Genomic DNA, 13,155 nt, shown 5'->3' with positions numbered 1-13,155 from the left:
ACAACTTTTGATGCACCCCGCCGCCTGCCTTGTATGGTTGACGGCGGGGGCAATCATTCTTCATTCTTTCAATTTTAAAAATACGTGCTATGCGTAAAATATTATTCACTTTATTGGGAGCCGTACTTTCGGTTGCCGTGGCTTCTGCCCACGTCAATCCCGAACGAGAGAATGCCCCCAATAATAACAACGATCAAGTCAGCTTCCGGTCTAACTGTGATGTGGCCAAAGCTCAGCGCGATCAGGCGGTGAACAACGTTCGTGCCCGTCTGACAACCGGAGGTGACGTATGGTGGGATGGTAACGACGGTCGTTACGTCGTGCCTAAAGTCCCACCCGGTGAGCCTGAAGTGTCTTCCATCTTTGCCGGTGCCGTTTGGCTCGGTGGTGTGGATGCCGCAGGTAACCTTAAGCTTGCTGCTCAGACTTACGGCCGCAGTAGCGGTGCTACCGACTTCTGGTCTGGTCCATTGACTCCGCTTAACGCGGAAAACCCAGGTGAGACTGACCAGGAAACTTGTTCTAACTGGGATGCATTCTTTGTCGTGACCGGTGACGAAATTGATGAGCACCTGCGTCTCTACAATGAGTCTATCGAAAACGGAACGCCCTACGAGGCTTCACAAATACCAAGTGGTGTACGTGGCTGGCCTGGTCGTGGCAACCCTTATTTCTTTGATGTTAATGGCTTTGAACTGCCAAATACTGCTCAGGGCCTTGCCGGATTTGCCGATCAGGATGCAGATGGTTTGTATAACCCGCTGAATGGTGACTTCCCAATTATTGAGATTCGCGGATGTCCGGACCCTCAATATCCGGATGAAATGATCTTCTGGATCTACAATGATAACGGTAACGTTCACACACAGTCTAACGCGGATCCAATCCGTATGGAGATTCAGGTTCAGGCTTTTGGCTATGCTACAAACGATGAGCTGAACGACATGACCTTCCAGCGTTATAAGCTGATTAATCGTGCACTTGAGCCGATCGATTCTACTTTCTTTGCAATGTGGGTTGACCCGGATTTGGGTTGCTACACAGATGACTTCATCGGTTGTGATACCGTACGTAGTTTAGGTTATGTATACAACGAAGATGCGCTTGACGGTCAGACGGGCTGTCAGTGCCCTCAGGGTGTAAACACTTATTGTGACGAAATTCCGCTGCTTGGGGTTGATTACTTCCGTGGACCACTTGCTCCGGTACGTTTTGGAGAGAACGGCGAGTTAATTCCAATTGAGGTAGGGGAGAATCCCGATACTGCTATTGAACTGGGCATGTCTTCCTTCACCTATTATAACAATGGGGGCCTTCCGGGAACACCTCCGGGTACTTCTGACCCCGGTCAGCCCATTGAGTACTACCGGTACCTCACAGGCCACTGGCGTGATGGTACACCATTTACCTACGGAGGCGAAGCCTACCAGGATGGTACTGAACCTATTGATTTCGCTTACACAGAAGCTCCAGACGATGTAGACGGATGGTCCATGTGTACCGCAAATGTAACGCTTGGCCAGGACCGCCGTACGATTCAGGCTTCCGGTCCCTTCCTGCTAAGCCCGGGTGCGGTGAATGAGCTGATTATTGGTGTGGTTTGGGTTGCCGATCAACCTTACCCTTGTCCTTCCATCCGTCAGTTGCAGCAGGCCGATGATATTGCACAGGCCCTGTTTGACAACTGCTTTGATATTGTGGACGGACCAGATGCACCGGATATCGATATCATCGAACTGGATGAGGAGCTGATCCTTATCCTAACTAATGACGAGGTACAGTCCAACAACGCTTTCGAAGCTTACGCAGAGCGCGGGCTCGAGATTCCTGAGACGGTTGAGGACAGCCTTTATGTGTTTGAAGGGTATAAGATTTATCAGGTGGCTGGTCCTAACGTAGGCCTGACTCCTGAGAATGTTAATAATCCAAGTCTTGTGCGCCTTATTGCACAGGTCGATATTACGAATGGCGTAGACCGCCTCTTCAACTGGGTATCTGTTGATAACCCAACCGGAGAGCCTTATTATGTGCCTGAGTTGCAGGTGGAAGGACGTAACCGCGGCATTCAGCATACCTTCCGGGTGACGGAGGATGCCTTCGCTGAGGGCGCCCGCTCACTAATCAACCACAAGCAATATTACTTTGTAGCAGTAGCCTACGCTTACAATGAGTATGAGCCATTCGATCCTGAAACGGTACTTGGCCAGCCAGAACCTTATCTGGAGGGTCGTGGTAACATCGGACCTAATGGTGATGGTTTGCCGTACACTGCCATACCAAGGCCTATTATTTATCAGGACCTGAATGCGGCTTATGGTGATGGTGCCATCATCACGCGTATTGACGGAGTCGGTGCAGGTCGTAACTTCCTGGACCTGAGTGAGGAAACTCATGCAGGAATGGAGGAAGCGTTTGCAGATGGAGAATCTTACAAAGAAAACCTGGTGTACGCTCCGGGTGCCGGTCCAATTGAAATCCTGATCTACAATCCGCTTGATGTTGTTGACGGCGAATTCGAGATTGAATTTATGGACAGCAATATGGACGATGAAACCCTGGAAGATGACGCCCGCTGGGTGCTCCGCAACCTTGGTGACGGTACTGAAATCATGTCTGCACGTACGATAGAAGTTCTGAATGAGCAGATTATCGCTGAATTTGGTTTCTCCGTAAACATTGGTCAGGTTGCTGAGCCAGGTGAGCAGGAAACCGAAGATAATGGCTACATCGGTTTTGATATCGAATACGAAAGAGGCAATGCTGCGAATCCATGGGTAGCTTACATTCCTGAGAACTTTGACCTCACCGGAGGTCAGGCAGGTTTTGGCAACAGCCAGTTGTTTGATTATATGTCGACTGGTGACGGAGAGCGGGATGCTGCGATTGACCCGGATGGTGGTTTGACGCAATTCGGTCAGGCACCACTTATGCCTTACTACCTGCTTGACTGGACGGCACGAGGAGAATTCCAGCTTCCATTCGTCAGCCCGGTTTGGGCCAACAACAGTGGTAGCGGTATTGTCCGTAACCAGATGGACCTGGAAGATCTGAATAACGTCGATATCGTATTCACACCAAATAAGGATCTTTGGAGCCGCTGTGTCGTTATCGAAACAGCCAACCGTTTCTACACAGAGTCCGGGTTTACCACTCAGGGTAATGTGAATCAGTTTGATCTGCGTGCCGCTCCTTCAGTAGGCAAAGAGGCGGGGCCTGATGGCCTTCCTGTACCGGATGAAGACGGCACCGGCATGGGTTGGTTCCCAGGCTATGCCATCGATGTGGAAACAGGTCAGCGCCTGAATATCTTCTTCGGAGAGAACTCTGTTTATCGCCCTGATAACCCATTGCTGGCAGATACAGCTGTGACTTTCACGGATGGCAATAACGGAGCAGATATGATGTTCAACCCATCCAGCCAGATTGTGATTCCTGAGGTCGCGAACCTTGGCTTGCTGCCGGTATATGCAGGTGGTCAGCACATGATTTACGTTACTAAAACACCTTACGATAGCTGTGCAAGCTTCCGGGATAATTTCGAGCCAAGCCCACTACCATTGTCTAAGGTACGTTCCGTACGTGAAATCACCTGGGCTGGCCTGATGATCGGTAACAACGATTTCCCATTCACTAACTACCAGCAGGGGCTTATTCCCGGAGGAGAGGAAGTGCGTGTGAAACTCCGTGTGACCAATCCATATCAGGTAGAAGTGGACGTCGACAATATTGATGGCGATCAGCGTACCGGTACAGGTGAGAACAACTACCATCCGAAGTATCAGTTCTCTATCGAGGGCGCAGCTCCTACTGAGCTTGATGAGGAAGGTATTGCTGATGCACTGGAGGACATTCTTGTAGTGCCGAACCCATACTATGGCTTCTCAGACTATGAGACTTCACAGTTCACAACTACGGTTAAGATCACAAACCTGCCAGAGAAATGTGTGGTGACCATCTACACACTCGAGGGCAAGTTTATCCGTCAGTACAACCGTGATGAGATCGGAACCATTCCGGAAGGAGGTAACCGTGCCGTTGAGCGTAATCAGGTCACCCCTGCATTGGAGTGGGACCTGAACAACAGCAAAGGTATCCCGGTGGCAAGTGGTGTATACCTCATTCACGTTGCAGCGGAAGGACTTGGTGAAAGAACCATTAAGTGGTTCGGTGTGAACCGTCAGTTTGACCCATCTGGGTTGTAAGCAACCTTAGAATTTTAAAATTTAGAGAGTCTTTCTGCCTCCCTGGAAGGAGGCAGAAAGCTCCTCAAAATATTTGGTATGAATAAAATTACTACTTTACTTTTTGCCGTGGCTTTGGTTTGGGGTGTCACAGAATCTGCCTTCGCAGGTAACCCGGACCGTCAAGGTGAGGCAGGAGCAGCGCAGTTGCTGCTCAACCCCTGGGCAGAAAGTGCAGGGTTGCACTCAATGACAACCTCTTTTGTGTCGGGTGTGGAAGCCATGCGCATCAATGTGGCAGGCTTATCCCGTATCAATAAAACAGAAGTGCAGATCGGACACGGCCGGTATCTGGAAGGTACAGATATTCTCCTGAACGGGCTGGGTATATCTCAGAAGGTAGGGGAGTCTGGCGCGATCGGTATCAGCCTGATGTCTGTGGATTTCGGTGATATCCCTGTGACGACTACTGATCAGCCGGGAGGTACCGGTTCAACGTTTTCACCCAGCTTCTTTAATCTGGGCATTGGCTATGCACATACCTTCGAGAATAAAATCTCTGTTGGTGTGCTTTTCCGTGGCGTTTCAGAGTCTATCGCGGATGTGAACGCGTTTGGCTTTGCGCTTGACGCAGGAGTGCAGTATGTTACCGGAGAGAATGACAACTTCAAGTTTGGTATCGCACTTCGCAATATTGGTGGCCGTATGCAGTATGGTGGTGAAGGACTCACCACTCAGGGCCCTTCTCCTAATAACGGGGGATATGAGCTGACGTTCAATCAGCGTGCTGCAGACTTTGAGTTGCCTTCTATGCTGAATATCGGGTTGTCTTATGATTTCCTGATTACTGGTGGTACGCACCGGATCACCGTTTTGGGCAACTTCACTTCCAACTCTTTCTCTCAGGATCAGGTTGGTGGTGGTATCGAGTACTCACTTAAGGACTTCTTCATGGTTCGGGGTGGCTACCGTTACGAGTTTGGTGCCGGTGATGCGGATACCTTTGATGACCCGATTTATACCGGTCTGAGCGCAGGCGCAACTATTGCTGTGCCACTGGGCAAGGATACACCGGAAAGCCGGGCTTCACGTTTTGCAATTGACTATGCATACCGGACTACCCGTGTTTGGAATGGTACCCATAATATTGGTGTACGCATCTCAATTTAATGGGATTGCTCCCCTGATACTTGCTTAATTCAGGGGTTTCACTTATATTTGTTTTTTACTTAGAGGCAAGAACGCTTCCGTCAATAGTACAGGAGCGTTCTTGCCTTTTCGTATAAGAATAGGAAGTTCCCTGTTCCACTCACATACTACGCTTTCATTTCTGAAGTTTTTCCCGTGATTACTTTTGGCCTTCTGTCCGGATTCCTACAGAAAGCAGGCACGGTTGACGTCAGTTATATAAAGCGCCTAGCGAATACGGTGGGCTGTGCGGGGCACTATTGTTTTAATCAAACTATAGATTATGTCTGGTATTAATTATCTGACCAAAGAGGGATATGAAAAGCTGAAAGCCGAATTGGACGAAATGAAGACCAAAGGGCGGAAGGAAGTAGCCGCTGCCATTGCGGAAGCACGCGAGAAGGGCGACTTGTCAGAAAATGCTGAGTATGATGCAGCAAAAGATGCTCAGGGCATGCTGGAGTTGAAAATCAGCGAAATGGAGAAAGTCTTATCCAATTCCCGGATATTGGATGCCAGTCAGTTGGATATGTCCAAGGTGACTGTCCTCAGCAATGTACTCATAAAGAATACCAAAACGGGCAAAACTGTAAAGTATACCCTGGTTTCTGAGTCAGAAGCAGACCTTAAAGCCAAAAAGATATCTGTCAACTCCCCGATTGGCAAGGGCCTCCTGGGAAAGGAAGTCGGAGAGATTGCAACCATCGAAACCCCAAGGGGAAATATCGACTTTGAGGTCATGAACATTTCAATTGACTAAGCATTATGGCTTCCATTTTCACGAAAATTATAAAAGGGGAAATCCCTTCTTACAAAATCGCTGAAGACGATCGCTACTATGCGTTCCTGGATATCCGGCCGCTTGCCAAAGGGCATACGCTTGTGGTGCCTAAGCAGGAAGTAGACTATCTCTTTGATGTGGAGGATGAATTGCTGGGCGGAGCTATGATTTTTGCCAAACGGGTGGCCAAAGCACTGGAATCTGTAATTGATTGCAAACGGGTAGGGGTAATGGTTATTGGTACTGAAGTGCCGCATGCGCATATCCACCTTATCCCTTTCCAGAAAGAAGCACAAATTGACATCACCCGCAAGCCTATTGAAATGAGTAGCGAGGCTATGGAAGCCCTTGCGGCAGAAGTGCGTGCTAAAGTGGCGCTTTGAACAGAAGAGAAAATACGGACAGCCCCGGGCGGCAAAGCACTTACGCTTTTCGTCCGGGGTTGTCTTTTAGGAAGCTGCTCCAGTCACTGTAGCGTTTTTTCCCCTTGAGTACACTACCGGACTGATAGAAATGGCAGACCGCGGTAGCGAGGGCGTCCGTGGCATCAAGGTAATAGTCATCCATATTAAACTTAAGAATGTTGCCGAGCATGGCGGCTACCTGTTCCTTGCTTGCATTTCCCTTACCGGTGACCGACTGCTTAATTTTTCGGGGCGAGTATTCCGTGATGCCTACGCCTTTGGTCATCGCGGCAGCAATGGCAACCCCCTGCGCCCGGCCAAGTTTAAGCATGGATTGCGGATTCTTCGCATAGAAAGGGGCTTCGATTGCCATCTCCCGGGGCTGATAGATATCCACAATACTCTGCAGGCGTTCAAAGATGTGCTGTAGCTTTTCCTGATGTGTATTGAACTTGCCCGGGTAAATGACGCCCATGTCACAAAGCGCCATTTTGCGGCCCTTGATATCAAGAATAGCATATCCCAGGATGTTAGTTCCGGGGTCAACACCGAGTAAGCGGTAAGAAGAATCTTCAGTTTTCAAGAAAGTCGTTTATATTACGCCAATTGCCAGGCTTCCGCAATATAGGTTAATTTCATCTGGCAACAAATACTTTGAACGATTTTGTTAGTTAAAACATTTGCGCATGCGCCTGAACCGCGATTATCGCTTTTGGCTGGATGCAGCGTTCAAGGTATTGATCGTTGCAGCATTACTATATATCCTCTATCAGGAGATTGGCGGGCAGGAGCGGCTTACTGATCTCTGGGAGCAGTTGTGCTACCGCCTTGGAGAAAGCAGCAAATGGTGGTTGTTGCCGGCAATCCTTCTGATGCCCGTTAACTGGTGGCTGGAAAGCTGGAAGTGGCAACGCCTGCTGAGGCCCTTCTGGCCCATTAAACCATGGCAAGCTTTCAAGGCTGTGGCTTCCGGCATTACCTTGTCCCTGTTCACGCCTAATAGGATTGGGGACTACGGTGGGCGGATCCTTGCCGTCCCTGCCCGGCACAACTGGCATGCCGTCGTTGCCACACTGGCTGGCAACGTGGCCCAGTTGCTTGCGTTATTTACCGGGGGGCTGCTGGGGGCATTGTACTACCTGGAAGTACAGGGAGGCTTGCCCAGGCTATTGATCAGCAGCTTTTGGTGGGTGTTGTTTGCCGGCATAGGGGTGACGTACCTGTTCTATTTCAACCTGCACTGGCTGGCCGTATTGCTCCGTACGCTGCCCGTGCCCCGGAAGTGGCTTAAGCCAGTGCTGATGATCCGACGTTTCACCCGGAGACAGCTGGCAGAAGCCTTGTTACTGGCCTTTGCCCGTTACAGTGTTTATTGCTTGCAGTACTACCTGATGATACGGTTCTTTGGCATTTCCGCCCCCCTGATTGGTGCGCTTAGCGGTATTGCCACTATTTTCCTTTTTCAGGCTACAGTACCTCTGCCACCGGTGGCTGCTCTGCTGGCCAGGGGTGAGGCTGCGCTTTTGGTTTGGGCGCCCTTCTCAGCCAATGAACTGAGCATACTGGGCGCTACTTTCGGGTTGTTTATACTAAATCTCGCCTTCCCCGCGTTACTTGGAGTGATGTTTATCGTCAAAATAAATGTCTTAAAATCGCTAGGTTATGATGCAAATGCCCCTGAAAATCAACGCAATGGCGTTCCCGGTTCTTTTCCTGATCGCCACGTTGAGCCCTCATCAGAATAAACAGGCTCAAACGCAGAGCCATTTAATCCATCAAGCGGCCACTTGTGCTGTTGAAAACCAGGCTTTCAAAGATGGAGAAACCATAACCTATAAGCTTTATTACAACTGGAACTTTGTCTGGCTCTCGGCTGGCGAGGTTCAATTTAAGGTTAAGGAACTGGATGATCAGTTCCATTTTTCAGCTGTGGGCACGACTTACAAGTCCTACGAGTGGTTTTTCAAGGTGCGCGATTATTACGAGAGCTATGTAGATAAGAAAACCCTGCTGCCGGAGGTGTCTGTACGGGATGTGGAAGAAGGGAAGTACCGCTTGTATGACCGGGTGACTTTTGATCAGGACAAGGGCAAAGCCTTCTCCTTACGCGGCAAGTCTAAGGAAACGGCAGAAATGGCCAAATATGATATTGACCCTTGTATGCATGATGTGCTTTCTATGGTTTACTTCCTTCGTAATGTGGATATCACCAATTATAAGAAAGGTGATGCGCTTCCACTGAAAGTATTCATGGACAAAGAGTCCTGGCCCCTGAAGATGACTTATGCGGGGAAGGAAGAGGATGTCAAAGTCAAGGGGCTGGGGCGCTTCAATACAATAAGAGTAAGCCCCGAAGTTATTGCCGGCGATATCTTTGATGATGACACAGAGATGAACATTTGGGTCACGGATGATAAAAACCGCCTGCCGCTTTTGATAGAATCCCCGCTATCGGTCGGTTCTGTAAAGGCAGTGCTCAAAGATTACAAAAACCTCCGGCATGACCTCCGCGCCGAAGTTAAATAGCATTTCATGATTAAGCGAGTGTTGGTCTTTACAGGATTGCTGGCTGTATTTGGAGCTGGGTTCGGACTGGCTTACAGCCTGCTGCGCAACTCCCCGGCACCCGAAACGACCATTCAGAACAGCACGGTACTGCTTAATCGGGTAGAGGAGGTCTGCAAGCTGGTCACTGTAGAGGGGCATTTCAGTGAGTTGTACGACGAGACGAATATTCGGCGTTTTACGGTCTATGTACCGATGCCGAGCACGTTTTCCTTCTCCAAGAAGGCGATTCTTCAGGTGGAAGGCAAGGTTTTAGTGGGGTACGACCTTAAAAATATCAAAATCACAGCAGATAGCACGCAGAAACGGGTAGTGCTCAGCCATATCCCGGAGCCGGAAATCCTTTCGGTTGACCATACCATTGCTTACAAAAACCTATCTGAAAGCTTCTTCAATAGTTTTGCCCCGGAAGACTATACCCGGCTAAATGCCAATGCAAAGGCGATGCTCAGGGAAAAAGCCAAGGGGAGCGACCTCATGCAGGAAGCCCGCCTGGAGGGCAATCAGCTGATCCGCATCATGGACTTTATTGTCCGCTCGGCAGGATGGTCGCTTTTTATTCAGACTCCCGGCTCCAATGTACCTTTGCCAGCCGATAGCCTTCTTACTTGAGCAAAATGCCTACTGTGATGGCATAAGTGGGCATCGTACCGGCTATCGGGCTAATGCCTTCCACGCCTTCCCGCCATGCTCTGACTTCCTGCCCGTTGGTGGTTAGTTCTGCCCGCTTAGGGAATACACGGCCACGTTCTCTTAGAAAAACCCGCTCTGAATGGCGGAAGGGCACCCGGTAGTCGCCCCGTACAAAGAGCTCCCGGCTGGGGTTTAGCTCAATAGCCATTTCCAGACTGAACTTCCAACTGTAGATGCGGTCTCCGAGGTACATATTCACCTTATTGGCTTTAATGGTTTTGTCATCTGCTTCAAAGTTGCCGTAGTCATTATCCGCTTCACCCAGCTTTCTGGCATAAAACATGCGGCTAAACTGGGCCATGGGGCGTACATAGAACGGGCGGTACCGCTTGGTCAGGTTAAACTGGAAGCCACCTCCAATTGCACTTTCCCGGTAAATGCTGTTCCACAGGTCCCGGGCAAGGGTCCACCGCAGCAGGTACCGGTCTTGGTACGTGATATCCAGGGCCCATTGGTAAACAGGCTCGATATTGCGCGCTTCGAGGTTGTCTGTCAGCTCCAGAATAGGCGTTCCTTCCGGGGAGGTGGTATAAACGCCCAACGTATAGGCGGCAGCTTCCGTTGGCAGAAAGTGAACGCCAGCTCCATAGCTGAAATGAAAGCCCCAATTGGAGGCGCCTCTTAGAACCGGAGGGCTACCCGGAGCATAGCTGATATTGAAACTGTCGCGGCCTGGTTGGTTTTGCGATTGGACCTGCGCAATCGAATCCTGTTGCCGCCGCAGGGTATTGAGAAAAGTAGTGTCAAAAACCTCGGTTGCTTTATCCTGATTGTTAAGCTGCCGTACCGTCTCCGCCAGGCGTTCATCATTGATAGGGGCGGTGTTGTAGGACGTCCAGAAGTCTTCATCGTAGGTTCCGGTCCGGTCGAGGAACCGGTCGTTCCGGTCCAGTCGTTCCATGTAGGGGATGACCTTTCCGCGGCCGGGTTTGACTTCCGTTACAATTAGTTCATTGGTGTAGATGCCGCCATCGCGCCAGGTCCCTTCCCGGAGCGCTTCACTGAGGTGCCAGCGCCCGTCAACCTCACGGTAGTTGACGAAGTAACGGTTGCCTTTCCAGTTGCCCGTATAGAGTGGATAGTCATTGTATTTGCGCTGTGCATCGGGCAGGATTTCAAAGGAAGCGCGCACGAATGCGTAGGAAGAGGTATCAATATAAAGCTCGCCTTTCATGCGTGCGCGTTGATCTCCCGCCTCCTGGTCGAAGCCGATGACGTATACCGGCCGGTCGTTATGGGTGGTGATGTTGGAGACCCAGTATTTGTAGGCTCCGAAGTTGTCCTCTTCCAGAAAGTCCTCCCGGTTTTTAACAAAGTCAAACCGGTCGGCAGCGAGGTGGCCGGAAGAAAAGCCAGTACTGTTGCGCAGTTCTTCCTCCGGGACAAGGGTGACTTGCCGGCCCTGAACCAGCCCTACCTGACCTTCCTTGTCGTTTTTGTAACTGGTCTTATACAGGTTTAGGACTCCTTCTGCGAGGTAGATGTAATCCTGATCTGAGTTGGTTTTGGACTCCCGGTAAAAACCAGTCATGGAGGTAGGGTAATCGGGGTAGTTGTCCGGGATACGCCGGACCGCTTTGCGGATGATGTCTTCGATTTTTTGTTCGTCCATCACCACGATTTCCTGAAGCATGGAGGGCGCAGGTTGCAGGCGGACGGTCAGGGGCCCGTTTATGCCAGCAATAGACCTTTGGAAGTTTTTAAAGCCCAGGTAGGAAACCTGTAGCTCGGAGCCACGGTAGTACTCCGGTACTTTCAGGGTGAATTTGCCATCGTAGCCGCTTGTTGTGCCAATGGCCCGCTGCGGGATGCCAACATGAGCGTGAGACAGGGGGGACCCGGTTTTGGCATTCAGCACTTGTCCGCGCAATACAAAGTAGCTGTCCTGTTGAGCCGGAAGCAGCAACGGCAAAAGCAAAAGGATAAACAGGTAACGCATAGGGTAAGTAGTTTTTCATTAGCATGACGGTCTAACAGGCGATTTAGTTGCACAAAAACGCAGTAAAAGTACTGTGGCATGGTTATCCGATAAGGGAAGAGTATATTTGCAAAAAAAGAACGCATGAATATTCTTTTGTTGGGCAGTGGCGGGCGGGAGCACGCTTTTGCCTGGAAGATGAGCCAAAGCCCGCTTTGCAAGGCTTTATTTATTGCGCCCGGTAATGCAGGGACAGCCCAACATGGCACCAATGTAGCTCTTAGCCCCAACGATTTTGAGGCAGTGGGTGCATTTGTGCTCGAAAAGGAAATCAGTATGGTCGTCGTTGGCCCCGAAGAGCCACTCGTGCGGGGGATTTACGATTATTTCAAAGCGGATGACGCCTTGAAGCAGGTTCGTGTCATCGGTCCTTCCGCACAGGGCGCCAAGCTGGAAGGCAGTAAAGCTTTTGCCAAAGCATTCATGCAGCAGCGCGATATACCCACGGCGGCCTATGCCGAATTTACACCGGAAACGCTGGAGGAAGGGCTTTCCTATATTGATCGTCACGACCTGCCCATCGTCTTGAAAGCAGACGGCCTGGCAGCAGGCAAGGGCGTGTTGATTCTCAATGACCGGGCAGAAGCAAAAGCAGAGCTTAAGGCGATGCTTAGTGGAAAGTTCGGGGAAGCGAGCGAGCGGGTGGTCATTGAGGCTTTTCTGGATGGTATTGAGTTTTCTGTTTTTGTGCTAACTGATGGCAAATCCTATAAAATCCTGCCTATAGCGAAGGATTATAAGCGTATAGGGGAAGGCGATACCGGCCTGAACACCGGAGGCATGGGCGCCATCTCCCCGGTCCCTTTTGTGGATGATACGCTATTGAAGAAAGTTGAAAACTGGATTGTCAGCCCCACCCTTACCGGGCTTAAGGAACTGGAAGCTCCCTACGAAGGCTTTATTTTCCTGGGGCTGATCAAAGTAGGAGAGGACCCTTACGTCATTGAATATAACTGCCGGATGGGGGACCCCGAAACGGAGGTAGTCTTCCCACGCCTTAAGAGCGACCTCGTGGAATTGCTGGCCGCTATAGGTGATGGCACCTTGGAAAGCAAAAAACTGGAAGTGGAAGAGCAAAGTGCCGCCACCGTCTTTTTGGTATCCGGCGGTTACCCGGAAGCCTATGAAAAGGGTAAAATCATCACGGGACTGGAGCAGGTAGAGGGCAGCCTGATCCTGCATGCCGGTACTAAAACCGAAGATGGGGCAGTGAAAACCAACGGTGGCCGCGTGCTGGCCCTGACTTCACTGGCAGGCAATTATAAAGAAGCTGTAAAGCAATCGCTGGAAAATGCCGCCCGTGTACAATTTGAAGGAAAATACTATCGTACGGATATTGGATTTGACCTGTAGCAGAAAGTTAGT

10 protein-coding genes are annotated in these 13,155 nt (G+C 50.3%); 8 read left to right on the top strand and 2 right to left on the bottom strand.

The genetic code is table 11. The features are described 5' to 3' along the window. Positions 1–89 precede the first annotated feature (89 nt). The 4 genes from ACO08I_RS08145 (at position 90) to ACO08I_RS08130 (ending at position 6,533) form a co-directional block, all read left to right on the top strand. Complete coding sequence (locus ACO08I_RS08145; protein WP_421949029.1) at positions 90–4,202, top strand: hypothetical protein; 4,113 nt, start codon at positions 90–92, stop codon at positions 4,200–4,202. A 78-nt stretch (positions 4,203–4,280) separates the two neighbouring features. Further along, a complete protein-coding gene (locus ACO08I_RS08140) occupies positions 4,281–5,351 on the top strand; it encodes a PorV/PorQ family protein (protein WP_421949028.1) in 1,071 nt (356 codons plus the stop codon). 301 nt (positions 5,352–5,652) lie between these two features. Continuing rightward, on the top strand, positions 5,653–6,129 hold the full coding sequence (gene greA, locus ACO08I_RS08135) for a transcription elongation factor GreA (protein WP_044229918.1): 477 nt from the start codon (positions 5,653–5,655) through the stop codon (positions 6,127–6,129). Positions 6,130–6,134: 5 nt separating this feature from the next. Beyond that, the gene (locus tag ACO08I_RS08130) at positions 6,135–6,533 is read left to right on the top strand and encodes an HIT family protein (RefSeq protein WP_282775842.1); all 399 of its coding nucleotides are present in this window, start codon (positions 6,135–6,137) and stop codon (positions 6,531–6,533) included. A 40-nt stretch (positions 6,534–6,573) separates the two neighbouring features. Here ACO08I_RS08130 and ruvC read toward each other — a convergent pair whose 3' ends face one another. Next, positions 6,574–7,137 (bottom strand): crossover junction endodeoxyribonuclease RuvC, encoded by a 564-nt coding sequence (ruvC, locus tag ACO08I_RS08125; RefSeq protein WP_044229913.1) that lies wholly within the window; start codon positions 7,135–7,137, stop codon positions 6,574–6,576. 103 nt (positions 7,138–7,240) lie between these two features. Here ruvC and ACO08I_RS08120 point away from each other — a divergent pair, with 103 nt between their 5' ends. The 3 genes from ACO08I_RS08120 to ACO08I_RS08110 are packed head-to-tail and all read left to right on the top strand — an operon-like array spanning position 7,241 to position 9,731. Beyond that, complete coding sequence (locus ACO08I_RS08120) at positions 7,241–8,299, top strand: lysylphosphatidylglycerol synthase transmembrane domain-containing protein (RefSeq protein WP_282775845.1); 1,059 nt, start codon at positions 7,241–7,243, stop codon at positions 8,297–8,299. Beyond that, positions 8,217–9,080 (top strand): DUF3108 domain-containing protein, encoded by an 864-nt coding sequence (locus ACO08I_RS08115; protein ID WP_282775847.1) that lies wholly within the window; start codon positions 8,217–8,219, stop codon positions 9,078–9,080. The genes ACO08I_RS08120 and ACO08I_RS08115 overlap by 83 nt, the downstream gene beginning before the upstream one ends. 6 nt (positions 9,081–9,086) lie before the next feature. Next, complete coding sequence (locus ACO08I_RS08110; RefSeq protein WP_421949027.1) at positions 9,087–9,731, top strand: DUF4230 domain-containing protein; 645 nt, start codon at positions 9,087–9,089, stop codon at positions 9,729–9,731. On the opposite strand, the gene ACO08I_RS08105 is transcribed toward ACO08I_RS08110, so the two are convergent. After that, positions 9,724–11,751, bottom strand: a complete 2,028-nt coding sequence (locus ACO08I_RS08105) for a carboxypeptidase-like regulatory domain-containing protein (RefSeq protein ID WP_282775851.1) — start codon at positions 11,749–11,751, stop codon at positions 9,724–9,726. The genes ACO08I_RS08110 and ACO08I_RS08105 overlap by 8 nt on opposite strands. A 123-nt stretch (positions 11,752–11,874) precedes the next feature. On the opposite strand from ACO08I_RS08105, the gene purD reads away from it, so the two are divergent. Next, positions 11,875–13,143: a phosphoribosylamine--glycine ligase gene (gene purD / locus ACO08I_RS08100; RefSeq protein WP_282775853.1), complete on the top strand. Its 1,269-nt coding sequence runs from the start codon at positions 11,875–11,877 to the stop codon at positions 13,141–13,143. Positions 13,144–13,155 lie beyond the last annotated feature (12 nt).

Origin of the sequence: Phaeodactylibacter xiamenensis (assembly GCF_965229835.1) — a bacterium.
GTDB lineage: Bacteria > Bacteroidota > Bacteroidia > Chitinophagales > Saprospiraceae > Phaeodactylibacter > Phaeodactylibacter xiamenensis.
This window is presented reverse-complemented; position numbering and strand designations above follow the sequence as displayed.